Below are 24,413 nucleotides of genomic sequence, written 5' to 3' on the forward strand. Positions count from 1 at the left end.
GCTATCAGGCCGCTACCGCGCTGTCCGCTTCCGTGCGTTCGCGGCTGCGTCGGCGTGGCGACAACTCGTCGCCGAGGCGACGCGTGGACGGCCATTTGTCGAGTTCGACCTCGCTGCGAATGTCGCGGCAAACACTCACCACCCGCTCGAGCTCGGCATCCGTCAACGCCGCGTGAGCCGATAAGCGAATCAGCGCGCGGTTGCGCGGCGTAGCGGGCGCGCAGAACACCGAGCCGAAAATGCCGCGCGCCTCCAGTGCATCGCGCAACACGATCGTGCGTTGCTCGGTGCCCGCTTCGAGCGCGATGATCTGACTCTCGCTGCCGTTCAGGTTGTACCCTAGTTCCGTCAGGCGCTCGCGCAACCACGCGGCGCTCGCGGCCAATCTCGTGCGCCGCTCGTCCGACTCTTCGATCACCGACAAGGTCGCGTCCAGTCCGCTGAACTCATGCGGCAGTAGCGTGGAACTGAAGATCGACGGATTGGCGCTGTACTTGAAGTACTCCTGGAAGTCGGCTGCAGCGGTAATAAAGCCTGCCCGGCCGGCGAACGCCTTCGCGAGACTGGCGGTGCGAAACGCAACACGCGACTCGAGTCCGAGTTCGACGACGAGTCCCGCGCCGTGCGGACCGTGCGTGCCGAGCGAATGCGATTCATCGACGACGAACACGCACGCATGCCGTTCGCACACGTTCGCGAATTCGACGAGCGGGCAGACGCTGCCGTTCGTGCTGTAGATCGAATCGACCAGCACCACGCCCTGCCCGTGCCGCGCGATCTGCTGCTCGAGATGGCTCGCGTCGTTATGGCGGAACGCGATGGCTGTCGCGCCCGCAATGCGCACCCCTTCCCACAACGACATGTGCGCCATCATGTCGAGATAGACGGGGGTCTGCGCGGTGGCGATCGCCGGAATCAGGCCGATATTCGCCGCGTAGCCGGACTGACACAGCACGCCGGCTTCCGCGTGCATGCATTTCGCGAGCCGGTTTTCGAACAGCGACAGCGGACAGTCGCCGCGCAGGAACACCGCCGACATGAGCAGGCCGTTGCCGTCCGCATATAACGTGTCGGCGGTCCGGTTGATGATGTCCGGATGCCGGGCAATCGCCAGATAGTCGTTACTCGACAGATGCAATGCATCGGCACCGGGCAGACGACCGCGCATGATGTGGCCGCCTCCCCATGTTTGCTGCACACGCTCATGGAAATAGCGCTCGACGCGCGAGGTCACGAAGTCCGGCAACGCGGCGTGCGGATACCGTTGCCCTTGCGTCAAGGGATCGAGAACGTTTTTCATACAAGCTCCTTATGGTTGGCTGCCAATAGCGGTCAGCGGGTCCATAGTGAGCCTGTCATTTATGACGTGTCAGGAAAACCGGACGAGCAATCCTGCTAGAAAGTGGTCTTTTTCAAGCGGTATTTGATGAAATCGGCACGTCGGTACCGAGTGGCTTACGCGGCTCCATGCGCAATGCATAACATCGCATTTTTCGATACACGACGAAGCCAATCCCGGTGCGTCGTCACAACACGCCAAGCAACGATTTCGGTTCGAGGAACGCTTCGATTCCGAAGGTGCCGTACTCGCGCCCAATACCGGATTGTTTGAAACCGCCGAACGGCGCGGCCGGTTCATGCGCGAGCGTGTTGACGAGCACGCGTCCCGCTTCGATTCGCGACGCGACTTCATGGGCCCGCGCTTTGTCTCGCGACAGCACGTACGCCTGCAAACCGTACGGCGTGTCGTTACCGATCGCAATCGCCTCTTCCGTATCGCCGTAACCGATGATCGACAGAACCGGGCCGAAGATCTCTTCACGCGCGATCGTCATGGTGTTGGTAACGTCGCTGAACACGGTCGGGCGCACGAACCAGCCGGCGTCGATGCCGTCGGGCCGCCCTTCGCCACCCGCGATCAGGCGTGCGCCTTCGTCGATGCCGATACGGATATAGCGCTGCACGCGTTCCCACTGTTTCTGGCTGACCATGGGGCCGACCGTGGTGTTGGGATCGCGTGGATCGCCTGCTTGCGTGAGCGCGACCTCCTGTTGCACACGCGCTTCGAATTCCGCGAGCCGTTCGCGCGGCACCAGAATGCGCGTCCCGGCGATACAGGCCTGACCGCTATTCATGAAACCGGCCTGAATCGCGAGCGGCACGGCTTCGTCGAAGTTGGCGTCGTCGAGCACGATCACCGGCGACTTGCCGCCGAGTTCGAGCGTCACCCGCTTCAGGGTCTCCGACGCCGTGCGCAAGATCGACTTGCCGACGGCGGTGGAACCGGTGAACGAGATCTTCGCGACGTCGGGATGCGCGCTGATCTGCGCGCCGACCGTTTCGCCGCGCCCTGTGACGATGTTGAACACACCGGCGGGCAAGCCTGCTTCGTGCAGCGCTTCGGTGACGATGCGCGTCTGGATCGCGCTCATTTCGCTCGGCTTGATGACCGCCGTGCAGCCCGCCGCCAACGCCGTCGCCAACTTGCCGCAGATGAAGCCCGCGTTGCTATTCCACGGGGTAATCAGACCCGCGACGCCCAAGGGCTGCATCACCACTTCGGCCGTGCCGGCACGGCGCGTGAACGCGTAGTCCTGCAAGACTTTCGCCGCTTCGAGCAACACGTTGCTCGCGTGTTGCGCCATCCAGCGGCCACGCGATACGGGTGCGCCGTATTCTTCGGTGATGGCTTCGTAGAGTTCGTCTTCTTTCGCGGCGACGGCTTCGTGCATCCGCTTCAACATTGCGATGCGTTCGCTTTTGGTGGTGCGGGAGACGCTTGCGAACGCACGCTTCGCAGCGGAGATGGCGTCTTGCGCGTCCTGCGCGTCGGCAAGGCGCACGCGGCCGATTACCTGCTCGGTGGCTGGGTTGAAGAGGTCGAATAATTCGCTGCCGTGCGGCGTGACGAATTGGCCGTCGATATAGATTTTGTCGATGAGTTGCATGGTGGGTTCGGTTCCTTTTTTCGTTCCCGCTGCGGGGAATGGGTTGACAGGTAGAAGATAGATCGAACTCATTGCAATGACTAGCCGTACAATCAGGCATGACTTGTTGAATGATTTAGGACAATGAGAACTTCGGGACTGGGTGAACTGGAAGCGGTGCTGGCCGTTGCGCGTCATCGTAGTTTTCGGGCGGCCGCGACTGAGCTCGGTGTGTCGACGTCGGCGCTGAGTCATGCGGTCGCGGCGCTGGAAGCGCGTATGGGCGTGCGGCTTTTTAACCGTACGACGCGCAGCGTGTCGCTATCTGAAGCGGGCGCGCAGTTTGTCGACAGCGTGGCGCCGGCGATCGCGACAATTCGCGGCGCGATCGAACAGGCTGGTAGCTTGCGCGACACGCCGGCGGGGACATTGCGCATCAACTCGTCGGTAGGCGCGGCGCGGCAGGCTATGCCGATGTTTATCGACTTCCTGCAGCGCTATCCCGATGTGAAGCTCGATCTGGTCACCGAGGGGCGGTTGATCGATATCGTCGTCGATGGTTTCGATGCTGGGATACGTCTCGCTGACATCGTGCCGCAGGACATGATCGCGGTGCCGTTCGGGCAGCAGCAAAGGTTCGCTGTGGTCGGCAGCCCGGCGTATTTCGCGCGTTATAAACCGCCGCGTACGCCGGCGGATTTGCATGCGCATAGCTGTATTCGCAGCAGGATGCCGAGTGGCGGGATTTATCAGTGGGAGTTCGAGCGGCGCGGGGAGACGGTGCGTGTCGACGGTAAAGGTGTGCTGACGCTCGATGAACCGAATCTGATGCTGGAAGCTGCGCGTGCGGGGCTTGGCTTGGCTTATCTGACTGAGTGGAATGTTGCCGCGGATCTGAAGGCCGGCACGTTGGTGCGGGTGCTCGCGGATTGGACTCAGCCGATGGATGGGCTGTGTTTGTATTATCCGGGGCGCCGGCATGTGCCGGCGGCGTTGCGGGCGTTGATTGGGGTGATTCGGGAGGGGGTGGTGGGGAAGAAGGTGCGGGGGACGGTGGCGGGGAGGCGTGTGAAGGCGAAGGGTTGAAGAGCCGAGTGTTCGCCGCTCGGGTTGTGGATTCGGGGAAAATTGAACATGCCGAATATAACGCCTGTTTTTCTTATATCGCTCCGTCCATAAACTTCCCCGACGTCAAATGCCCGCTGTTGATCGCACTGGCCTGCTTACACACCCCGCTACCGTGACAACGCCATCATCGATCCTCCATCACGCCGCAAACCGCCCGGCCATCTCTCGCATCGTTTCGGTCGTCAATGCCAGAAAAGCCTCGACAATCGGATTGGTGTGCTGCAGTTGCGGGCAAACGGTAAACCCGCGGAATATCACGTCGGGGGAAAACGGACGGAACACGATCCGCTCCGGGTTCGTATCCAGCGTGGCCAGCGGGTTCACGATGCCGATCCCCAACCCGCGCGACACCATGGCGCAAATCGTCGCGCCATAAGGCGTTTCGATAGTCGGCACCTGATTCGTTTCCGCTTGCCGCAACACCCGGTCGAGCGACGAACGCGTGTCGTCGGCATACGACGGCAGGATCAGACTTTGATCGCGCAAATCGCGCGCGTGAATCTGCTGGCGCGCGGCAAGCGGATGCCCGGCCGGCAGCGCGCATACGCCCGCCAGACGATACAGCTCGGCGCTGGTGACACCGAACGCATCCGGCGTGGTGGTGGCGAAACCGATATCGCAATACGCCGCCGACGCCCAGCGCTGGATCGTCCCTTCGCTGCGCATTTCCAGCGACACCGCAATGCGCGGATACGCCGCGAGAAAGCGCTCGAGCACCATCGGCACAAACGACAACGCGAGCACCGGCGCAGCCACGAGCCGCAAACGTCCCGTCCCGAGCTGGCGAATCTCGCGGGCCGAATGAGCGAGCTTCTCCAGCCCGACGAAACTCCGGTCCACTTCGCGATAGAACGCGCTGCCCGAATCCGTGGCCTGTATCCGGCCGCCGTTACGTGTGAACAATGCGAGGCCGGTCGATTCCTCCAGCTCGGCAATCAACCGGCTAATGCTCGGCTGCGACGTGCCGAGCTCCTCGGCAGCCGCCGTCATCGACCCGCGCAGCATCACCAGCCTGAATGCCTCGATTTGCCGCTGATTCACCCTGCCCGCCCTGTCAGTTAACGCGACCTGTTGATCAGCTTGCCATATCAAAAATGAATGGCAGACGTTTTTGTCCGTATTTGACCGGATAAACGGCGCAAACCTACACTGGGTCGCAACAGTCAACCGCGAAGATTCCATGCGACCCGACGCACTACTTTTTCACGACGATTTCAAGCTCGCGCCCTACTGGTGGGACGCGGCGCCGCCCGAAACGGCGCGCGAGCCGTTGCCCGAGCGCGTCGATCTGGCGATCGTCGGCAGCGGTTACTGCGGCCTGTCCGCTGCCGCGGAAGCCGCGCGTCAGGGCGCGAGCGTCGCCGTGCTCGACGCCGCGGAACTCGGCGCGGGTGGCAGCACACGCAGCGGCGGGATGGTGTCGAGCGGGCAAAAGCTCGCGTTGACCAACGCGATTCGAGGCGTCTCCCCTGACCGCCTGAGCCGCCTGATGCGCGAATCGATGGCGAGTTTCGAATACCTGCAACAAATCATCGTCGACGAAGCGCTCGACGCCGATCTGCAGATCACCGGCCGCTTCTTCGGCGCCTTCACGCAAGGACATTTTGAGCATCTGCGCAAACAGGGCGATCTGCTGCGCGAGAAAACCGGCGTGACGGTGCACGTGATTCCTCGCGCGGAACAACGCGCGCTGATCGGCTCGGATTACTACTACGGCGGCATTCTTGTCGATGAATACGGCGGCCTGCATACGGCCAAATATCATCGCGCGCTACGACAGCTTGCGCGGCGACGGGGAGCGAGCCTGCATTCGCACGCCGCGGTGGAGCGAATCGAGCGGCACGGCACGCGCTTTCATGTGCACACCGCCCGCGGTCGCATCGACGCGAAGCAGGTGCTGGTCGCCACCAACGGCTACACCGGCCCGCTATTGCCGTTCCTGTCGCGGCGCGTGTTGCCGGTGGCGAGTTACCAGATCGCGACCGAGCCGCTGCCCGCCGGACTGATGGCCGCGCTCAACCCCGGCCGCAGAATGATCAGCGACTCGAAACGCAATCTGTTTTACACGCGGCCCTCGCCGGACGGCACCCGCATGATCTTCGGCTCGCGGCCGGCCATTCGCGAAGTGAGCGAACGCGAGGCCGCGCGAATTCTGTACGCGAAGATGATCGAGCTTTGGCCCGCGCTGCGCGACGTGCGCGTCACGCACGCATGGAAAGGCTATGTGGCGATGACCGGAGACAGGCTTGCGCATATTGGCGTGCACGATGGCATTCACCATGCGCTCGGCTGCAATGGCAATGGCGTCGCGCTGATGAGTTATCTCGGGCAGCGCGTCGCGCGGCACCTGCTTGGCCTCGACGCCGCGCCGGGCGCGTTCGGCGAGGGCTCGTTCCCAATCAGCGCCGCGGGCATGGCGAGCCGCTGGGCCGTGCCGGTCGGCACCGCACTCTACCAACTCGACGACCTGTGGGACGGCCGCGCACGCGCCGCCCTGTCGTGAAACACGTCGATATCAACCAGGAGCCGCAGATGATTTCGCTGCAGAACGTGTCGAAATGGTATGGCGAACATCAGGTGCTGAGCGATTGTTCGGCGCGCATTCAGGCGGGCGAAGTCGTCGTGATCTGCGGACCGTCCGGCTCCGGCAAATCGACGCTGATCAAAACCGTCAATGGACTCGAACCCATTCAGCAAGGCGCGATCGAGGCGGCGGGCATCACCGTGGCCGGCAAACCGTCCGCGATGAAAAAGTCTGATCTCGCCGAACTGCGAACACGTGTCGGTATGGTGTTCCAGCAATTCGAACTGTTTCCGCATCTCACCGTCCATCAGAACCTGATGCTCGCGCAAACCCGCGTGTTGAGGAGAAGTCGTGATGAAGCCACCGACAAGGCACGCCTGCTATTACAACGCGTGGGCATGCGCGCTCACGAGGACAAGTTTCCGTCGCAACTCTCGGGCGGCCAGCAACAACGTGTCGCCATTGCGCGAGCGCTTTCGATGGACCCGGTCGCGATGCTGTTCGACGAACCCACTTCCGCGCTCGATCCGGAAATGGTGAACGAAGTGCTCGACGTGATGACCGAACTGGCGCAGGAAGGCATGACGATGCTATGCGTCACGCACGAAATGGGTTTCGCGAGGCGCGTGGCCGATCGCGTGGTGTTCATGGATCAAGGCACCATTGTCGAGGACGGCACGAAAGACGCTTTCTTCGACCGTCCGCGCTCGGCGCGCGCCCGTGACTTTCTCTCCAGGATCCTGCACTGACTTTCCCGTAATTTTCTTTTGGCCAATGGTCTCTTCGACGGAGCAAACATCATGCGGTTTCGCCACTTTCTCAGCCTCGTTGCGATAGTCGTTCCTCTCTCGCTGACAGCCGCCGCCCCGGCGCATGCCGACGACGTCGGCACCTTGACGCCCGGCAAGCTGATCGCCGGCGTGGATGCGAACAACAAGCCGTATTCGTACATCGACAACGGCACGATGACCGGCTTCGACGTCGAACTGCTTCGCGCGATTGCCGCCAAACTCGGCCTGAGCGCCGACTTCCGTGCGCAAGACTTTAGCGGCCTGTTGCCGAGCGTGGCGAATCAGCAGATCGATCTGGCCGCCGGGTCGATCTCCATCACCAAGGATCGTCTGAAGATGGTCGACTTCTCCGAGGGCTACCTGACCGGCCTGCTCAGCGTGGCGACCTTGCCGGACAGCCCGATTTCGAGCGATCCGGCTTCGGTGAAAGGCAAGCGGATCGGCGTCGTGCAAGGCACCATCGAAGACACGTATTCGGACAGCTACCTGCCCGGCGCGCTGATCGTACGCTTTCCGAATCTGAACGCGGGTTTCCTGTCGTTGCGCTCGAAGTACATTGACGGCTACTTCGTCGACAAGACGCTCGTGGCCGGTCTTCAGAGCAAGTATCCGCAACTGAGTATTGCCGACAAACTCGATATCTCCGCGGTGAATCTGCCCGCCGGTTTTCCGGTGCACAAAGGCAATGCCAAACTCGAGGCCGCGTTGAACAGGACGCTCGACCAACTGGTCGCCGACGGCACGTGGCTCAAGCTCTACGAGAAATTCCACCCGGGCTATCCGAAGCCGACCAGCCTGCCGCCCTACGCCATGAAGACCGGCAGTTGAGCGGTGAGCCAACTGGATGTTCAGTGGAAGTCAGCGCGGCAACATGTTTGCCGCCGACGCATAGATAGGAGCGCGTCATGAATGCATTCCTGCAGAATTTTCTCGACTGGCCCTTGCTGATCGGCTCGCTGCCGGCGCTGCTGTGCACCGGCCTCGTCAATACGCTGGTGCTGTCGCTGTTCTCGACCCTGGTCGGTATTGTCGTGGGCATGGTGCTCGCGTTGATGGCGGTATCGCATACGCGTTGGTTGATGCTGCCGGCTCAGGTATTCATCGACGTGTTTCGCGGTCTGCCCGCGGCGCTGGTCATTCTGCTGGTGGGCCAGGGGCTGGCGCCGGTGGGGTTGTCGATCTTCGGCCCCAATCCGTTCCCGCTCGCGATCGTCGCGCTCGGCCTGATTTCCTCGGCGTATATCGCGGAGATCTTCCGGTCCGGAATTCAAAGCGTGGGGCGCGGACAACTCTCGGCCTGCCAGGCGCTGGGCATGACGTATTGGAGCAGCATGCGTCACGTCATCGTGCCGCAAGGCATCCGGCGCATTCTGCCCGCGCTCGCCAATCAGTTCATTTCGATCGTCAAGGATTCGAGCCTCGTTTATTTCCTCGGCTTGCTGACCTCGCAGCGCGATCTGTTCACGATCGGGCAGAATACTTCGGTGAATGCCGCCAATCTGTCGCCGCTGGTGGCGGCCGGCGCGGTCTATCTGCTGATCACCGTGCCGTTGACGCACGCGATCAATCACATCGATCGCTGGACCAATCGCTTCGCGAATCCGCGTCAAGGCTCCGCGACCCGCAAGCAACGCAAGGCTCAGGCATCCGCGGCCGAATCAGCCAACGCCAGGACCAACGCCAGCATCGCCGAACAACATCAATAACCGCTATCCGCAGGGCACCGAATAACATGGGACCAAAAGTCGACACCGTCGCCGACGACACGAACGTACCCGCAGAAGTGGATGTCGTCGTGATCGGCGGCGGGATTATCGGCGTAAGCACCGCGCTGTCTCTCAGCAATAAGGGCTTGCGCGTGGCGCTCTGCGAGAAAGGTCATATCGGGGGCGAGCAGTCCAGCCGCAACTGGGGATGGGTGCGCGTCACGCACCGCGACATGCGCGAGTTCGAGCTGAGTATCGAAAGCCTGAAGCTATGGCGCAAGATGGACGAAACGCTCGGCATCGAAACCGGCTTCAATCAGTGCGGCATTCTTTACATGACCGAGGACGACAAGGTCATGGAAGACCATCGCACGTGGCTGAAGCATGCCCGCGCCATGGCAGGCGATGCATTCGATACACGCCAGGTCGACTCGAAAGAAGTGGCCGGCTTGCTGCCGGGCGCCACGAAAACATTCAAGGGCGGTTTATATACGGCCGGTGACGGACGCGCCGAGCCGCAAAAAGCCGCGCCCGCGATGGCCAATGCTTTACGCAAACGCGGCGTCAAGATTCTGACGCCCTGCGCCGCGCGCGGCATCGAAACCAGCGGCGGCCGGGTTAGCGCGGTCGTCACCGAGCACGGCACGATTCGTTGTCAAAGCGTCGTGGTGGCCGGTGGCGCGTGGTCGCGGCTCTTCTGCGGCAATCTGGATGTCGACCTGCCCCAATTGCTGGTGCGCGCATCGGTCCTGCGCACCGAGCCGATCGAAGGCGGCCCGACCTGCAGCGCCAGCAACAAGCAGTTCGCGTTTCGCAAGCGCGCGGACGGCGGTTATACCGTGGCATACGGTTTTCGCACCTACAGCGATCTGACGCCCGACAGTTTCCGTCTGTTCTTCAAATACATCGAAGCGTTGAAGAGCCAGTTGGGTTCGCTGCGGATCGGCATCGGCGCGCGCTTCTTCGAAGAATTGCGTCGTCCGCGTCATTGGGCGCTCGATCAGCCTACGGTCTTCGAACAGGCCCGCACGCTCGATCCCGAACCGATCCCCGCTTACGTGGACGGTGGCCTGCATGAGTTCATCAAAGTGTTTCCGCAGCTCAGCGATGCGCGCATCGCGCAGCGTTGGGCAGGCTATATGGATGTCACGCCGGATGCGATTCCCGTGATCTCCGGCGTGGATGCCGTGCCGGGGCTCTTTATCGGCACCGGCTTTTCAGGCCACGGATTCGGCATTGGCCCAGCAGCCGGCCAACTGATGGCGGACCTCGTCACCAACGACACGCCGCTCGTCAATCCTCACGCATTCCGTCTGAACCGCTTCAGCGACGGCACGAAAATCGTGATCGACGCGGGCTTCTAGGGAGCCGCCATGCAAAAGGTGGTGATGATTTCCGGCGCGAGTCGCGGCATCGGCCTCGCGATCGCGAGAGAACTGGCGCGGCGCGGCTATCGTTTGTCGTTGGGCGTACGCGATCCCGCATTGCTCGCGAATGAGTTCGATGCGTTCGTCTGCCCTTACGAAGCGCGTGACCCGGAGGCGGGTCGCCGCTGGGTGGCCGCGACCGTCGAGGCGTTCGGCCGCATCGATGTGTTGATCAGCAATGCGGGCATCTGCAAATCCATCAGTCTCGAAGACGGCACCGACGAGATGCTCGAAGAAACGCTCGATATCAACGTGAAGGCCCCCTTCCGTCTGATTCAGGCGGCGTTGCCCCATTTGCGCCGCGCCGGCGATGCTCGCGTGGTGCAGATCGCGTCATTGTCGGGCAAGCGCGTGAAGAACCTCAACGCCGGCTATCAGATGTCAAAGCATGCGGTGATCGCGCTCAATCATGCGGTCAGACGCGCGGGCTGGGACGACGGCATTCGTGCGACCGCGATCTGCCCAGGTTTCGTCAACACGGAGATGGCCGCGGGGATCGCCGACCTGCCGCCCGACGCCATGACGCAACCGGAAGACCTGGCACGCATCGTCGCCAATACGATCGAACTGCCGAACTCGGCGAGCGTCGCGGAGATCCTCGTCAATTGCCGGCATGAGGATCTGTTCTAGGCATCGGGGTGCCATGCACGCGGAAGGTCCCGCCTCAAACGGACTCACGTGGGCGCGGCCAAAACAAAAAGCCGCTGAATCTCTTTTAGATTCAGCGGCTTATCATTCAGTTCTGGCGGAGAGACGGGGATTCGAACCCCGGATAGGTATTAACCTATACACGCTTTCCAGGCGTGCGACTTAAACCGCTCATCCATCTCTCCGGCGGGGAGCCGAATTATAGCAAACTTCGGGCCTTGCGCCACACCCCTATGCAAACCGCGCTAAGGATGCCGGATGTAGTCCACCAGCGCCAGCGTATAAGCATCCGGTTTCCGGTCCACGAGACTCACGCCGATCGCCACCAGAAACCCCGCCGGCACGCCGAACACACCCGAACTGATCGGCTCGATCCCGAACCACCTCGCGCCGGCGAAGCCCGTCATCTGCGTGAAGAACGGATACGTCGAGACGATGTAATAGATGCATACCAGCAGCCCCGCCAGCATCCCCGCCACCGCGCCGAGTCGCGTGGTGCGCTTCCAGAACACCCCCAACACCAGCACCGGAAACAGACTCGACGCCGCCAGTGAAAACGCCGCCCCCACCAGAAACAGAATATTCCCCGTATTCAACGACGCCACATACGACGCGAACAGCGCCACCCCCAGCAGCAGAATCTTCGAGACCGTCACGCGCCGCTGGCTCGACGCCGTCGGATCGACCATGTGGTAATACACGTCGTGCGACAACGCGTTCGCAATCGTGAGCAGCAAACCATCGGCGGTCGACAACGCCGCAGCCAACGCACCCGCCGCAATCAACCCCGACATCACATACGGCAGCCCGGCTATCTCGGGCGCGGCGAGCACGACCATGTCCGGCTGCATCTGAATCTCGCTCCATCGCACGATGCCGTCGAGGTTCGTATCGTTCAGACTGATCAGACGCGGTTCCACCCGGTTCCATTGCGTGAACCATTGCGGTAGATCGGCAAAGTGATGACCGACCAGGTTGGTCAAGATCTCGTACTTGATCAGCACGGCCAGCACCGGCACCGTCAGATAAAACAGCGCCACGAAAAACAGCGTCCAGCCGACCGAGCGGCGCGCGGACGCGACCGACGTCGTCGTGTTATAGCGCGTCAGAATATGCGGCAAGCTCGCCGTCCCCAGCGAAAGACACAGCAGCAGCGACAAAAAATTGCGCTCATGAATGCGCCGTTCCTCATCGCTGGCCGCAGGAAACGGCTCATGCATCGGCACCGGCGCGGCGGCCCGCATCAGCATTTCAGCGCGGCGCTGGCTCCAGACGATCTGCGCGGCGGCGGCATCGCGGGGAAACTGGTCGAGCGCTTTCTCGCGTTCCTTGATCTCGCGCAACGGACCGTTGTGGCGGCGCAAATCGGCCACCTCCTGCGTGAGGCGCAACTTCTCGTCGATGAACGATTGCGGCAGCGTATCGAGCCGCACCTGAATACGGGCGGCCTGGCGTCGATAGTCGTCGCGTACGGTCTGTTCGAGCGGCGCGTCGCGCACCTGTTTCTCGAGACCTTCCACGCGCGCCATCAACCGCCCATAGTTGAATTGCGGCAACCAGCCGAGTCCGTCCTTGTGCGCGATCATCGACACCGGTATCAGGATCGCCGCGATCAGAATGATGTACTGCGCGACCTGGGTCCACGTGACGGCGCGCATGCCGCCCAGAAACGAGCACACCAGAATGCCCGCGAGCCCGCAGAAAATGCCCACCGCAAAATCGACGCCGATAAAGCGCGTCGCGATCAGACCGACGCCCTGAATCTGCGCGACCAGATAAACGAACGAACAGAGAATCGCCGCCAACGCCGCGAGCCCGCGCACTGCGTTGCTCGAAAAACGCGTGCCGAGAAAATCGGGAATCGTGTAGCGCGCCAGTTTGCGCACGTACGGCGCGAGCAGAAACGCGACGAGGCAATAGCCGCCGGTCCAACCCATCAGATACGCGAGCCCGTCGTAGCCGGTCGCATAGATCGACCCCGCGAGGCCGATGAACGACGCCGCCGACAACCAGTCGGCGGCCGTCGCCATGCCGTTGAACGCGGACGGCACACGCCGCCCCGCCACGTAGTATTCGACCAGATCGGAGGTGCGTGACAACAAGCCGATCACCGCATACACCGCGATCGGCACGAACAGGAACACATAGCCGATCCACACGCCGGGGCCGGTGGTGCGTTCAATGCGCCACATCACGTAGATGAACAGAAGGAAGCCGAGCGTATAGAACGCGTATGAACGGATCAGGCGATTCGTGAGCTTCATGGACTCAACGTCCGCGCGGCAAGGAGGCGCTGGATTCCGCGCTAGACTCAGAGCTGGAATCCGCGCTGGAATCACCGCCGGAAACAGCATCCCCATCCACGCCAGCATCCGCCTCGAACGCGCGCAGCAAGCGACGGTCGGCGCGCTGCATCAACACGATATACACGACGATCAACGCCATGTAGACCAGAATCGCGCCCTGCGCGCCGAAGTAGAACGGCAGCCTGAATCCCCCCATCCGTACCTGCTCCAACGCCGGCGCCATCAACGGCAAGCCGAACGACACGAGAAAGCCCAACGTCATCAACGTAGCGATCAGCGCGACGTTGAAGCGCCAGTACTTGCGATGCGCGCGCGCCATCGCCGCCGACACCGCGGGCGGTTCGGGCGGGGGATTCAGCGTAGCGTGAGAGGAGTGGTGTGGCGCGGCCATGCGCCTATGTATCAAAAAGCCACCGGGCAGGCAATCGGGATTGTCCGCGCGGTGGCTTCTTACGGCCTGATTCGAGCGAGAGATCGCGTCATCCGGTCAGCCGCGCATCCTGAGATGCACGCCCGGCCAGAACCCTAACTCATTACAGCGACTCGCCGAGCTGATCGAGAATCGCCGGGTTCTCCAGCGTCGACACGTCCTGGGTGATTTCCTCGCCCTTCGCGAGCGAGCGCAGCAGGCGACGCATGATCTTGCCCGAACGCGTCTTCGGCAGGTTCTCGCCGAAGCGGATGTCCTTCGGTTTCGCGATCGGACCGATCTCCTTGGCGACCCACGCGCGCAATTCGTTGGCGAGCTTCACCGCCTCTTCGCCTTCCGGACGTGCGCGCTTGAGCACGACGAATGCGCACACGGCCTCACCGGTCGTCGCATCGGGCCGCCCCACAACCGCAGCTTCGGCCACGAGCGGATTCGACACCAGCGCCGACTCGATTTCCATCGTGCCAAGACGGTGACCCGACACGTTCAGCACGTCGTCGATACGGCCCATGATCGTGAAGTAACCGGTGTCCTTGTCGCGCACCGCGCCGTCGCCGGCGAGATACAGCGTGCCGCCGAGTTCATCGGGGAAGTAGCTTTTCTTATAGCGCTCCGGATCGCCCCACACGTTACGCAACATGGAAGGCCACGGACGCTTCACCACCAGAATGCCGCCCTGCCCGTTCGGCACGTCCTGACCGGTTTCGTCGACGACCGCGGCCATGATGCCCGGCAACGGCAGCGTGCACGAACCCGGCACCAGCGGCGTGGCGCCCGGCAGCGGCGTGATCATGTGGCCGCCGGTTTCGGTTTGCCACCACGTGTCGACGATCGGGCAACGGCCGCCGCCGACGTTCTCGTGATACCACACCCACGCTTCCGGATTGATCGGCTCGCCGACCGTGCCGATAATGCGCAGCGACGACAGATCGTAGCTCTTCGGATGCACCTTCTGATCCGCCTCGGCGGACTTGATCAGCGAGCGGATCGCCGTGGGCGCGGTGTAGAACAGCGTCACCTTGTGCTTCGCGATCATGTCCCAGAAGCGGCCGGCGTTCGGATAGGTGGGCACGCCTTCGAACACGACCTGGGTGCCGCCGAGCGTCAACGGACCATACGTAATGTAGCTATGGCCGGTGATCCAGCCGATGTCGGCGGTACACCAGAACACGTCGGTGGGCTTCCAGTCGAAGGTCCACTTCAGGGTTTGCGCGGCCCACAGCAGATAACCGCCGGTGCTGTGCTGCACGCCCTTCGGCTTGCCGGTCGAACCGGACGTATAGAGAATGAACAGCGGATGCTCGGCGCCGACCCACTCGGGCGGGCATTGATCCGATTCGGCTTGCGCGAGTTCATGCATCCACAGATCGCGGCCTTCGTGCCACGCGACCTTGCCGCCGGTGCGCTGATAGACGATCACGCTCTTCACCGCTTCGCAGCCGCCCATAGCGAGTGCTTCGTCGGCGATATTCTTCAGCGGCAGTGCTTTGCCGCCGCGCATCTGTTCGTCGGACGTGACGAGCGCGACCGCGCCCACGTCCACGAGGCGCTCGTTGAGCGACTTCGACGAGAAGCCGCCGAACACCACCGAATGCGTGGCGCCGATCCGCGCGCAAGCCTGCATCGCGACGATGCCTTCGATCGACATGGGCATATAGATCACCACGCGGTCGCCCGTCTTCACGCCGCGTTTCTTCAACGCATTCGCGAAGCGCGACACGCGTTGCAGCAGATCCTGATACGTCACATTGGTGACGGTGCCGTCGTCGGCCTCGAAAACGATCGCCACACGCCCGCCGTTACCCGCTTCGACATGACGGTCGAGGCTGTTGTACGACGCGTTCAGCCGGCCGTCTTCGAACCACGTGTAGAACGGCGCGTTCGATTCGTCGAGCACCTTGGTGAAGGGCGTATTCCAGCTAAGCGTTTCGCGGGCGAGGCGCCCCCAGAAACCTTCGTAATCGCGTTCCGCTTCGGCGGCGAGCGCCCGGTACGCATCCATGCCGGAGATCGCGGCGCCGGCCGCTGCTTCAGCGGAGGGCGGGAAAACGCGGCGTTCCTGAAGAACCGATTCAATCGCAGACATCGACAACCCCTTGGTGAAAATCAAACCTGAAACCTGTGCCGGCGCGCGAGCGGTCAACGGCATGCTGCCAGGATAAATGCCGCAACTTACCTGTCACTTACATCAGGTCGTCGCGGCGCATCGTGCAAGAGATACTGGGATTGTTATGTTAGCTGATGCGCTCCGGCAATGTCATCGGCAGCACGGGGCAATGCTTATCTGGAGCGGGTGCGCGCGATCGACACCAGGGTTAGCCCGGAGACGTCGACGCGCTTCTGCGTTGAGATCAGTGTTAACCCGTGCATCGGAACGGACTCACACGAAACGCCTACCCGGGCGACTCGCCGCTCGACGATCCGGTCATCGCCCTGAAGGCGTCCATATCGAGCTGCGCGAACTCATCGTCGAGAAGCTGACCGTGGATGGCCTGGATCTGGGGCTCCGGCAGATGCAAGTGGCGCGCGATGTCCGGCCGGTCGACACCGCCCCGCAATTCCCGGATCACAGCTTGCTCCACCTCCGGCGACACGGGCGTATTCGTAGCCGGGCTCGGCGGCAGGTTGGCACGTTCGATCCGGATCTGCTCATCCACGGGCCGCAGCGAACGTTGCAAATATAAAAATTCCGCATGCCAAACAGTTTCTTCCGACAGGCGCAAATTGTTCGCTATCTGATAGGGCGGCAGCCCCGCTTCGGCCTGCTTGATGATGGAGGAGATCAGCGCGCCTGAAATTACCGCGGGCGCCTCGTCGACACGCCGACGCTTCGCTACAGACGACGATGAATCAGGCCGGCCACGGGCCGGCTGCGTTTCACCGCCCGTCGACGTACCGGGTTGCGGAGACCGAGGCGCAGTCCGGGCCGGCGCCGGCGCCGGAGCCGTGCCGGGACGTTCAGCCTCCCGGTGAAGGCGCACGTCGGGTATCGGATTCTCCGGATTCTGATTGCCGTATTGCAGCCTGATCAAACGCACCGTTTCCGGTTGCACACCCGTCTCACGTGCAACTTGCAGGTCGGACACGCCCGTATGAAGCCGCGCGACGACCTCATCCCTGAACGCTTTTAACCTGAGCGGCCGAACCACCGGCCGGTCCATGGTCTCCCCGATCAGGCAGATCCTGCGGTGGCGAATTCCCAATTCATCCGCCACGGCGGCTCGCAGCCAGCCGTCTCCCAGAAGCGCCTTTACTTTAGTTCGCGTGGCTGGCAATAACTGGGCGCGCCCAACGCGCTTCAAGATCGCGCTCGATAGCTCGAGGTCGCTTGGCGCGCGCAGTGCGCCGACTATCTGGCTGACCTCGCGTTGCGCCTCGGCTATCGCATGGACCGTTTCCGGCTGTACGCCCATATCGTGCGCGATCTGAGCTTCGGGGATTCCCAGGTTTAACCAGGCAAGGACATTTGTTCTGAATTCCTGCGACATCAGAGGCGGAACAGCGGGGATCTCGATCATCCACCTGATGTTACAAACGACGGCTTTCCCAATACCCGCTTTAGCCGAGGCGGCGGCTGCCGACCAACCGTCAAGCAACAGCGCTTCCGCTTTTGTCTTCGTTTCAGATCGAAGCACCGGCCCTCCACCCGGCAGGCCGCCGCCACGAAGCTGCCCGTTGTCCCGTTCGGCTGCCCCGACGCTGCACTGAAACGTCGCCGGCGACGCGGCCGACGTATCGAACACCGCCGGCGCCGGCCCGAGTCGAACGCTCTGTGCATCGCTTCGATTCGTCGCCGCCGGTTCGCGGTCGACCGCTGGACTACTGACTGACTGGAGCTTCATTTCGCTATCCCTGTCTGAAGGAGAAATCGGAGAAGTGCAGGTCCATTGAAATGCCGCGACGCCGTCAGCAGGTCTTATCTATTTGGATGCACGAACGCGCGAATCGTCACGATCGGCTAGACGCAAGGGTCGAAGTCAAATATAGCGTGATGGATATATATAAGTACGCCGAATCGCGTTCCCATCTCTCTACTATTGATCAAGCGGCGCCGATCCCACCTATTTGGCGACGTGGACCCGGCTAGCAAGCTCAGGCCGGTTTCTTTTAATTTCAGGAATCACGACATGCAAGCAACGTTGCAAAATCCGTCTTCTTTCTTCCCAAACCTGACTCAACTGACCGCGCAGTTCGGCGGTGCGTCGTCGTCACTCTCGCGAACCCCGGCAGTCAATAACGGCCGCAACGCGCCCTCGCCGATGTCGAACATGGCGAGCGGCTTTTCGAAGAGCACGTTCTCGGTCTTCGGTCAGAACACGGCGAATGGTCAGAGCAGCACGTTCTTCGCGCAAGGCATCACGATCAATCGCGGTTCGGCCGCCAACGCCATGCAGGCAAGCTGGGGCCGCAATACCAGTCAGGCTGGCTACGGCGACTACTCGCGTGGCGGCAACGGCACGTCGCAAGGCCGGAACTGCGGCTGCAACGATCGGAGCCGGACCGATCAGACGCAATGGAGCAATACGCCGGTCGCCAACAACAAGACCAGTATCGATCTGGGCGACTACAAGCTCGACTTCAGCAAAACCAATTCGTCGATGCTTCTGACGAACAAGAAGACCGGCGACGCGACGAACATCTACGGTGACCCGCATATCGAACAGCATGCCAACGGCGCCAACAAGACGTCGGCGATGTTCAACGGCCCGATGACGTTCATGCTGCCGGACAACACCAAAGTCAGCGTGGGCACCCAGGCGGCCAAGAACAACCCGTCGGTCTCGTACGCGGATCAGGTCACGATCACCAGGGGCAATCAGGCGTATCAGGTCTCAGGTCTGAGCCAGCAGGACTCGGCTGCCCTCAGCGTGCAGAAGAGCAACAACGGCCGCGCGCTCGACGCCGCCACGCCGGACGGCTACACCATCGTGGCCGCCCGCAACGGCAGCGGCTTCATCGACCCGACCACGGGCAAGCAACCGACCGCGGACGACTTCAAGAAAGCCGCCTAAGCCAACCGCACGAAACGGGGGATGACAGCGCAGCGCGTTATCCTCGATGGATGCCGCGAACACATCGGCCATGTGTTCGCGGCATCCGGCGATTTTGCCGTGATCTAAAGACTGCCGGCGGAGCACCCGCTTTGCCGGCAGTCCCTGGCGCTAAGCGCTTTCTCCATCACCGGCCGCGAGGCGCGCGCTCGCCACCCGCACACGCTCCTTCGCATCGTCATGCCGGCCTCGCTCCACCTGCCACGCACTCAACGCGTGCGCCGCTTCGGCGCGCGACGCCGCGTGCGTGTCGCGCGCGGCGCTCAGTTGCCGCTGCAATGTGGGCAGGCGCGCATCGTGCGCGCGCAGCGTCGCATGCCATTGCGCGCCAACGCGCGCGTCACGTCGACAAAATTCACGCCGACAAAACATCAGCACGCGTTGCCGTTGCTCCGCATGCCGTTCCAGCGCGGTGAACTGTGCGGCGAGCGCATCCGCCGCGTGCCGTTCATGCCGCCGCGCGTCGGCCAGCGCACGCAGCTTGCGCCGCACCCGCAAACCGCGCACCCGGACCAGCAGCCGCCAGAACGCCGCTTCCCGCGCCGCGTCGCGCATCACACCGCCCGCCCACCGGCACGCAACGCATGCAGCAGCGCACGCGTCTCGTCCCATTCACTGCTGCGGTCGTACGGTTGACGCAAAAACTGCTGGATCGCGGGACGCCGCTCGATGGCAAGGTCCGTGTCGGCGTCATGCCCTCGCTCGTATTCGCCGATCTGCAACAGCATCTCGATCTCTTCATAACGCGCGAGCCAATCGCGCACCCCGTTGGCGTCGGCGAGTTGTGTCCTGTCCGCGACGCGATTCATCAACCGGCTGCGGCTACGCAAGATATCGATCGCCGGATAGTGGCCGGACGCGCCCAGTTTCGACGACAACTGGATATGCCCGTCCAGCAGCGAGCGTGCTTCTTCCGCGACCGGGTCCGACAGATCGGATTCATCGGCGAGCACGGTGTAGAAACCTGTGATGCTGCCTTGCGCGGTCACGCCGGCGGTTTCGATCAGTTTCGGCAAACGCGCGAACACGCTCGGCGGAAAGCCGCCTCGCAGCGGCGGCTCGCCGACCGCGAGACCCAGTTCGCGCAACGCGCGCGCGTAGCGTGTCAGCGAATCGAATAGCAGTAACACGTTGCGGCCGCTCGCGCGCAATCCCACCGCGACCTGCGACGCGAGTTCCGCCGCCTTGATCCGCTCCGCCGCGGGACGGTCGGACGTCGCCGCGATCACGACGGTCGACGCGCGCCGGTGGGCGAGATGATCATGAATGAATTCGCCCACCTCGCGACCCCGCTCGCCGATCAACGCGACCACGATCGCATCGGTCGACGCGCCGTTCGCGATCATCCCCATGATCGTGCTCTTGCCGCCGCCGGCCGGCGCGAAGATGCCCGTGCGCTGGCCGATGCCACAGGTCAGCAGGCCGTCGATCGCGCGCACGCCAGTGGCGAACGGGGTCGTGATCACCGGGCGCTCCAGCGGATTGAGCGTGATCTCACCGCCAGCCGAGCCGGCAGAGCCCGCTGAGCCCGCCGAACCTCGCGCGATGTCCCGTTGCGGCGGCAGCGGTCCACCGTCGAGCGGATTGCCGAGACCGTCCACCACACGCCCGAGCAAACCCGCCGCGTCGACGCTGCCCCACGCCGCGCCGCAGCCCTGCACCTCGGTGATATCCGACAGCCCGGCGAGTCCGGCCAGCGGCATCACCAGTGCGCCGTCATGCGCGAAGCCGACGACTTCGCCGTACTGCGCCTCGAGCGTATCCGGTCGCACCAGCCGCACCTTCTCGCCGATTCGCAACGACACGCCCACCACCCGCGCAATCACGCCGCGCGCTTCGACCACCCGGCCGCGCAACTCGGGCGCGGACGCAAACGTGGGCCAGCCCGTTCCCGACGACTTCATCGCGCGCTCCGTCATGGCGCGCCCAGCGTCGCGATGGTCTGAATCCGATAGAGGTCGAATGGAATCTCTTCGATCGCGAGCACGTCGGTGCGCCAGCCAAAGTCCCGCAACAGTCGCGCGAGATGCGGGCGCAGCACCGCATTCGTGACGATCAGCCCGATCCCGGACAGGTCCGCGCCCAAGACCTGCTGCGCGCGCTCCATCTCTTCGGCGGACAGCACGCATAGCGGCTCGCCGTCGGCCCCGCTGCGGATCTGCGCTTCGAGGCTGGCCTCCCAGTCCGGCTCCAGCACCGCCGCCGAAATCGTCCACGATTCGAGGTCGGCGAAGTTGCGCGAAATCTGCCGTCCCAACTGGATGCGCGCCTCGCGCACCATCCGATCGAGCGTGCGTTCACCCGCCGGCACGCGCACCACGGCTTCGAGAATCGCCCGCAGATTGCGAATCGGCACGCGCTGCTGCAGCAGTTGCCGCAGCACGCCGGCAAGCTGCACCGTACTCGCGGCCTGGCCCGCCTGCGCCACCAGCTCGCGGAATTCGATCCCCAGTTGATCCAGCAGAAAGCGCGTTTCCTGAGTGCCGAGAAAATCGGCCGCTGAACGCTCGCACACCTCGCCGAGGTGCTCGCATAGCGCTTCGTCGACGCTGGCTTTACGAATCGCCGGATCGTCGACCGAGGCCGCCTGCGCGTTCGGCACCCACACCGATTTCTCGGCGCGCGGACGGTAGCCTTCGGTACCCTCGAACGTGATGCGGCTGCCGTCGCCGCTCAGTAGCGTATGCCCGGCGACCAGCGTGCCGCTCGCGAACGGCACATCCTCGACATCGACGATGTAGCGCTCCGGCGCGAGCCGTGCGTCACGCAGCAGCGCGAGACCCGGAAACGGCACGCCCAGCTCGACCATCAGATGCCGCCGCAACTGCCCGAGTTGCCGGTTCAGCGCTTCGGGCCGCAATGCGTCGAACGCTTTCAGGCCGAGCCGCAATCGCAAGGTCGCGCTCGTGCCCAATTCGACATCGTCGAGAATACGCGGCACGTAGTTGCCGCCGTCGCGAGTCATGCCGGGCATCAGCGCGCGTTGCGAGTTCGTCGCGGCCGCGGCGTTGCGCATCAGCGTGATCGCCAGCACCACCAGCAGTCCGCCGGCCAGCAGAAACTGCAGATGCGGGAATCCCGGAATCGCGGCCAACGCGCAACAGGCGGCGCCGGCCATGCCGATCGCCTTCGGGTGCACCGTCAGTTGCCGGTAGATATCGCCGCCGAGATGCGCGTCCGCGCTGTCGGCCGAGGCCACGCGCGTGACCAGAATGCCCGCCGACACCGATACGATCAGCGACGGAATCTGCGCCACCAGGCCATCGCCGACCGTGAGAATCGTGTACGTATGCAGCGCGTCGGCGAACGACATGCCGCGCTGCGCGATACCGATCGCCAGCCCGCCGACGATATTCACCAGCGCGACGACCAGCCCCGCGACCGCGTCGCCCTTGACGAATTTCATCGCGCCGTCGAGCGAGCCGTAGAAATACGTTTCGCGTTCGAGCGCCGCGCGCGCCCGGCTCGCCTGCGCGGGCGAGATCACGCCGGAGCGCAGATCGGCGTCGATACTCATCTGACGGCCGGGAATGCCGTCGAGCGTGAAACGTGCGCCGACTTCGGCGACCCGGTCCGCGCCCTTCGCGACCACGATGAACTGGATCGCCGCGAGCACGATGAACACCACGAGGCCGACCGCCACGTTGCCGCCCACCACCAGTTCACCGAACGCGCCGATGATCTGGCCGGCGTGCGCATGCAGCAGAATCATCTTGGTCGACGCAATGGCTAGCGAGAGCCGCAGCAGCGTGGTGATCAGCAGCAACGACGGAAAACTCGCGAGGTCCGCAGCCTTCGACACATACAGCGTGGTGCTCAGCATCGTCAGGCTGGAGGCGAAACTCACGCAGATGAACAGATCGAGCACGAACGGCGGCACCGGCACGATCAGTAACGCGAGCACCGCCAACAGGCCGAGCGCGACGGCGAGATCGGCGTGCCGCGCGAAGAACGCCGACAGATCGTAGCGACTAAGAATGGAACGGTTCGGCATGTTATTGACCAAGCTCCCGGTGTAGCGCACGGCGACGACTCTTGACGTAGGGGTCGCCCTCGTCGTCGCGGTATTCGCGTTTGATTTCGTTCTTGTCCATGCGCATAGTGCGCAGCCACAAGAACCGCTGGATGAAATAGTCGGCGAGAGCCGGCGCGATCTGCGACGCGGCCATCCACGCGAGCAGATGCGAGTGCGAGGTCGCCGTGAAGCCGAGTAGCGCCGGCAACGCGAATCCATAGATCGGCGCGAGCTGCCGCAACCACGCGATCAACGCCTGCCAGAACAGCAACAGCAGGACCGTGAACTGCAACAGCGTGAGCAACGTGTCCCACACGAGCCGCAGACTGAACATCTGCTTGAGACCATTGAGCGGATTGAGCCGCTTCAGATCGGGTTTCACGCGCTTCAGGGCGATCAGCCCGCGTGTCTGGATCAATTCCGGCACCACGGCGGCCAGCACGCCGACGCCGAGCGTGCTCAGCACCTGCGGCATGAACGACGTCAACAGCGCGAGTGTCCGCGCGAACCGGTCGTCGAACGGGAGGCTTGCGTCGAGCGTCGTCACGGCCAGGATCAGCCGCGTGCCGAGCGCGTACAGATGCGGGGCTTCGATGAACAGATACAGCCACCAGCACAGACCGCTGAACGCGACGCTCAGGTGCGTGCTCTTCGCGGTCTCGCCGTCGTCGCGCGCGCGGCGCAGCCGTTTGGGCGTCGGCGCTTCGCTCTTGTCGCTCATGGCAAGGCACGCAAATGGATCAGATGGGTGAACACGATCTGCAACTGCGCGAACAACGCGGGCACGCTGAGCATCGCGGCGAACGAGAGAACCATGGCCTTGACGGTGCGCGCGGTGGCGAACGGATTGAGCCGTTTGGCGTGGCGCGTCATCAGGCCGAACGCGACGTCGATCAGCAGCACGAGACCGAGCAACGGACTCGCGAGCCGCAGCCCTTCCGCGAATGAGCCGGCTAGCGAAGCCGTCGTGTCGCGCAGCGCGACGTGCCGGAACACCTCGACCAGATCGACGCGCCAGCGGCCCGGCGGCCACAGCACCCAGGCATCGGTGAAGAAGCCGAACAGCAGCGGCAGACCGGGGCCCGTGAACATCGCCAGCGCGGCGAACTGCGAGAACAACGTTTCGAACAGCGCGGCCTCCTGCTGGAAGTGCGGATCGTAGATCGCCGCGCTCGCATAGCCGCCCTGCTGATCGAGTACCGCGCCGGCTGCGGCCGCCGCATGAAAGATCGTGCCGAGCAGCAGGCCGAGCACCGCACCGGCCACCGCTTCGACGCACAGGGCCGGCCATGGCTCGGCCGGCCAGCCGACCTGTTGCGGCAGCATCGCCAACGCGAGCAGCATCGGCACGCGCACCCTCACGCCCAACGAGCCGCTCTGCCCGAAGGGAATCAGGAACAGCGCGACCGCGGGCCGGATCGTGCAGAACGCGTAACCCGCGAAATAGCTCATGTAGTCCG

General features: G+C 63.4%; 20 protein-coding genes and 1 tRNA gene. 8 read left to right on the forward strand and 13 right to left on the reverse strand.

The features are described 5' to 3' along the window. Positions 1-4: 4 nt before the first annotated feature. Together cqsA and GGD40_RS06550 are read right to left on the reverse strand one after the other, a co-directional pair. On the reverse strand, positions 5-1,300 hold the full coding sequence (gene cqsA, locus GGD40_RS06545; protein WP_179743161.1) for an alpha-hydroxyketone-type quorum-sensing autoinducer synthase: 1,296 nt from the start codon (positions 1,298-1,300) through the stop codon (positions 5-7). A 226-nt stretch (positions 1,301-1,526) separates the two neighbouring features. Next, entirely contained in the window at positions 1,527-2,948 is a 1,422-nt protein-coding gene (locus GGD40_RS06550) for an aldehyde dehydrogenase family protein (RefSeq protein WP_179743162.1), read from the reverse strand. A 123-nt stretch (positions 2,949-3,071) separates the two neighbouring features. Between GGD40_RS06550 and GGD40_RS06555 the strand changes: the two genes are divergently transcribed. Further along, positions 3,072-4,013 (forward strand): LysR family transcriptional regulator, encoded by a 942-nt coding sequence (locus GGD40_RS06555; RefSeq protein WP_179705717.1) that lies wholly within the window; start codon positions 3,072-3,074, stop codon positions 4,011-4,013. 180 nt (positions 4,014-4,193) lie between these two features. Here GGD40_RS06555 and GGD40_RS06560 read toward each other — a convergent pair whose 3' ends face one another. Next, positions 4,194-5,096 carry a LysR substrate-binding domain-containing protein gene (locus tag GGD40_RS06560; RefSeq protein WP_179743163.1) on the reverse strand — a complete coding sequence of 301 codons (903 nt, stop codon included), beginning with the start codon at positions 5,094-5,096 and terminating at the stop codon, positions 4,194-4,196. 139 nt (positions 5,097-5,235) lie between these two features. On the opposite strand from GGD40_RS06560, the gene GGD40_RS06565 reads away from it, so the two are divergent. From GGD40_RS06565 to GGD40_RS06590, 6 genes are all read left to right on the forward strand, one after another. Next, complete coding sequence (locus GGD40_RS06565) at positions 5,236-6,558, forward strand: NAD(P)/FAD-dependent oxidoreductase (RefSeq protein ID WP_179705719.1); 1,323 nt, start codon at positions 5,236-5,238, stop codon at positions 6,556-6,558. A gap of 29 nt (positions 6,559-6,587) precedes the next feature. Beyond that, entirely contained in the window at positions 6,588-7,328 is a 741-nt protein-coding gene (locus tag GGD40_RS06570) for an amino acid ABC transporter ATP-binding protein (RefSeq protein ID WP_179743164.1), read from the forward strand. Between the two features lie 51 nt (positions 7,329-7,379). Beyond that, positions 7,380-8,198, forward strand: coding sequence for an ABC transporter substrate-binding protein (locus GGD40_RS06575; RefSeq protein WP_179705722.1), 819 nt, complete (start codon positions 7,380-7,382; stop codon positions 8,196-8,198). A gap of 77 nt (positions 8,199-8,275) precedes the next feature. Continuing rightward, positions 8,276-9,076 (forward strand): amino acid ABC transporter permease, encoded by an 801-nt coding sequence (locus GGD40_RS06580; RefSeq protein WP_179705724.1) that lies wholly within the window; start codon positions 8,276-8,278, stop codon positions 9,074-9,076. Between the two features lie 26 nt (positions 9,077-9,102). Further along, the gene (locus tag GGD40_RS06585) at positions 9,103-10,440 is read left to right on the forward strand and encodes an NAD(P)/FAD-dependent oxidoreductase (protein ID WP_179743165.1); all 1,338 of its coding nucleotides are present in this window, start codon (positions 9,103-9,105) and stop codon (positions 10,438-10,440) included. Positions 10,441-10,449: 9 nt separating this feature from the next. Beyond that, positions 10,450-11,133 (forward strand): SDR family NAD(P)-dependent oxidoreductase, encoded by a 684-nt coding sequence (locus tag GGD40_RS06590; RefSeq protein ID WP_179705728.1) that lies wholly within the window; start codon positions 10,450-10,452, stop codon positions 11,131-11,133. Positions 11,134-11,246: 113 nt separating this feature from the next. Here the strand turns inward: GGD40_RS06590 and GGD40_RS06595 are convergent. The 5 genes from GGD40_RS06595 to GGD40_RS06615 form a co-directional block, all read right to left on the reverse strand. Then, positions 11,247-11,336: transfer RNA gene (locus tag GGD40_RS06595), tRNA-Ser, on the reverse strand. A gap of 60 nt (positions 11,337-11,396) precedes the next feature. Next, positions 11,397-13,415, reverse strand: coding sequence for a sodium:solute symporter family protein (locus GGD40_RS06600; protein ID WP_179743166.1), 2,019 nt, complete (start codon positions 13,413-13,415; stop codon positions 11,397-11,399). A gap of 4 nt (positions 13,416-13,419) precedes the next feature. Continuing rightward, a complete protein-coding gene (locus tag GGD40_RS06605) occupies positions 13,420-13,848 on the reverse strand; it encodes a DUF4212 domain-containing protein (RefSeq protein WP_179743167.1) in 429 nt (142 codons plus the stop codon). 142 nt (positions 13,849-13,990) lie between these two features. Next, complete coding sequence (acs, locus tag GGD40_RS06610; RefSeq protein ID WP_179705734.1) at positions 13,991-15,973, reverse strand: acetate--CoA ligase; 1,983 nt, start codon at positions 15,971-15,973, stop codon at positions 13,991-13,993. Between the two features lie 307 nt (positions 15,974-16,280). Continuing rightward, a complete protein-coding gene (locus GGD40_RS06615) occupies positions 16,281-17,729 on the reverse strand; it encodes a hypothetical protein (protein ID WP_179743168.1) in 1,449 nt (482 codons plus the stop codon). A gap of 285 nt (positions 17,730-18,014) precedes the next feature. Here GGD40_RS06615 and GGD40_RS06620 point away from each other — a divergent pair, with 285 nt between their 5' ends. Beyond that, positions 18,015-18,899, forward strand: a complete 885-nt coding sequence (locus GGD40_RS06620) for a DUF1521 domain-containing protein (RefSeq protein WP_179743169.1) — start codon at positions 18,015-18,017, stop codon at positions 18,897-18,899. Between the two features lie 150 nt (positions 18,900-19,049). Here GGD40_RS06620 and GGD40_RS06625 read toward each other — a convergent pair whose 3' ends face one another. The 5 genes from GGD40_RS06625 to GGD40_RS06645 are packed head-to-tail and all read right to left on the reverse strand — an operon-like array spanning position 19,050 to position 24,405. Further along, positions 19,050-19,493 (reverse strand): hypothetical protein, encoded by a 444-nt coding sequence (locus tag GGD40_RS06625; protein WP_218901041.1) that lies wholly within the window; start codon positions 19,491-19,493, stop codon positions 19,050-19,052. After that, the gene (locus GGD40_RS06630; protein WP_179743171.1) at positions 19,493-20,842 is read right to left on the reverse strand and encodes a FliI/YscN family ATPase; all 1,350 of its coding nucleotides are present in this window, start codon (positions 20,840-20,842) and stop codon (positions 19,493-19,495) included. Before GGD40_RS06630 ends, GGD40_RS06625 begins: the two co-directional genes overlap by 1 nt. Before the next feature lie 11 nt (positions 20,843-20,853). After that, positions 20,854-22,932 (reverse strand): flagellar biosynthesis protein FlhA, encoded by a 2,079-nt coding sequence (locus tag GGD40_RS06635; protein ID WP_179743172.1) that lies wholly within the window; start codon positions 22,930-22,932, stop codon positions 20,854-20,856. A gap of 1 nt (position 22,933) precedes the next feature. After that, a complete protein-coding gene (locus GGD40_RS06640; protein ID WP_179743173.1) occupies positions 22,934-23,674 on the reverse strand; it encodes an EscU/YscU/HrcU family type III secretion system export apparatus switch protein in 741 nt (246 codons plus the stop codon). Then, the gene (locus GGD40_RS06645; protein WP_179705750.1) at positions 23,671-24,405 is read right to left on the reverse strand and encodes an EscT/YscT/HrcT family type III secretion system export apparatus protein; all 735 of its coding nucleotides are present in this window, start codon (positions 24,403-24,405) and stop codon (positions 23,671-23,673) included. The genes GGD40_RS06640 and GGD40_RS06645 overlap by 4 nt, the downstream gene beginning before the upstream one ends. Positions 24,406-24,413: the final 8 nt, after the last annotated feature.

The sequence above is a fragment of the Paraburkholderia bryophila genome (assembly GCF_013409255.1).
GTDB lineage: Bacteria > Pseudomonadota > Gammaproteobacteria > Burkholderiales > Burkholderiaceae > Paraburkholderia.